The following is a 1,702-nucleotide window of genomic DNA, read 5'->3' on the forward strand; positions in this document are numbered from 1 at the left end:
TCGGCTGTAGGGTCAACGCCCTCTATGTCTAACAATCGATTGACCACGTCAAGATGGCCTTTTCTAGCCGCCCATCTTATTGCTTCATTATTCATGGCTGTAGGGTCAACGCCTTCAAGGTCTAACAACCGATTGACCACGCCAAGATAGCCGTTTTTAGCCGCCAGCCTTAGGGCATAATTATCATCGGCTGTAGGGTCAACGACGTCGATGCCTAACAATCGATTGACCACGTCAAGATGGCCGTTTTCAGCCGCCCCTCTTAGGGCTTCATTATTCCTGGCTGTAGGGTCAACGCCCTCTAGGTCTAATAATCGATTGACCATGTCAAGATGGCCGTATGTAGCCGCCCATCTTAGGGCAAAATTATTATCCGCTGTAGGGTCAACGCCTTCAAGGTCTAATAATCGATTGACCATGTCAAGATGGCCGTTTCTAGCCGCCCATCTTATGGCTTCAGTAGGGTCAGCGCCTTTTAATAAGGCTATTTCCAGCCATTTTAAGTTGCCGCTTTTGCATGCTCTATAGAGTAGCCCCATTTTTTTCCTTGTGATTTAAATTTTGAGTGGGGGGTATACTACTACGATTACGATTCATTGTAAAATTGTTAATCATAATGGATTGTAGTAGGTCTTGTTGAAATAACTTGGCGCATAACCAACTTAATTAAGCCAGATGTTAAGAGGAAGTCATGTGAAATTTCAGATACAAGGAAACTGTGCAGCAGCCTTTTCATAAACTGTTGTAAAAAATTTATAAGAGCCTATCCGAAATAGGTCAGCATAAAAATCTGCTTTTAAATCAAGGGATGTGTTTTTTAACCGAATTCATAAAAACACGTAACCGCTTTGATTTTTATTAATATTTCCTTAAGAATCGGCCGCCATCCTGTGACCACTTGGAAATTCATCATAGCCATTACAATCTTTACAAGAAAAAACCAGCACTGTCAGTGAAGTGAATCCCACTGTATCCAATCAATTAGCAAAACAATCCTTTGAAGGAATGGCTGACCGGTTAATGACCTGCCTTACGCCGGATAACCCATTAAATCTGTTTAAAAAGAACTAACTGCCTTTCATACTTAATCATCCAATTTAATTAAGTTGGTAGTAAACTAAGTTTTTTCAGAGAGACATCTTGCTAATCATTATGGTTAATGATTTCACAATAAATCCTAATCGTAGTAGCATACACCCCGCTCAAAATTTAAATCACAAGGAAAAAAATGGGACTACTCTATGACGCATGCAAAAGCGGCAACTTAGAACAGTTGGAAATAGCCTTATTAAAAGGCGCTGACCCTACAGCCAGGAATAATGAAGCCCTAAGAGGGGCGGCTAGAAACGGCCATCTTGACGTGGTCAATCGGTTGTTAGACATCGATGGCGTTGACCCTACAGCGGATAATAATTATGCCCTAAGATGGGCGGCTTACAACGGCTATCTTGACGTGGTCAATCGATTGTTAGGCATCGACGGCGTTGACCCTACGGCGGATAATAATGCTGCAATAAGAGAAGCGGCTAGAAACGGCCATCTTGACGTTAGGCATCGACGGCGTTGACCCTACGGCTAATGATAATTTTGCCCTAAGATGGGCGGCCGAAAACGGCCATCTTAACGTGGTCAATCGGTTGTTAGAGGTTAAAGGCGTTGACCCTAGCGCCAGGAATAATGAAGCAATAAGAGGAGCGGTTCT

Annotated in this window: 2 protein-coding genes and 1 pseudogene; 2 read left to right on the forward strand and 1 reads right to left on the reverse strand. The window is 42.9% G+C overall.

The features are described 5' to 3' along the window. Positions 1 to 539: ankyrin repeat domain-containing protein (locus BN58_RS08180; RefSeq protein WP_019216410.1), on the reverse strand; the 539-nt coding region annotated here is incomplete at its 3' end. Between the two features lie 689 nt (positions 540 to 1,228). Between BN58_RS08180 and BN58_RS23380 the strand changes: the two genes are divergently transcribed. Continuing rightward, positions 1,229 to 1,567 (forward strand): ankyrin repeat domain-containing protein, encoded by a 339-nt coding sequence (locus tag BN58_RS23380; protein WP_019216411.1) that lies wholly within the window; start codon positions 1,229 to 1,231, stop codon positions 1,565 to 1,567. Continuing rightward, a pseudogene (locus BN58_RS37655) lies at positions 1,542 to 1,702 on the forward strand (hypothetical protein); the annotation flags it as partial. The gene BN58_RS23380 and the pseudogene BN58_RS37655, both read left to right, overlap by 26 nt.

Origin of the sequence: Legionella tunisiensis, from assembly GCF_000308315.1 — a bacterium.
In the GTDB taxonomy this organism is placed as follows: Bacteria; Pseudomonadota; Gammaproteobacteria; order Legionellales; family Legionellaceae; genus Tatlockia; species Tatlockia tunisiensis.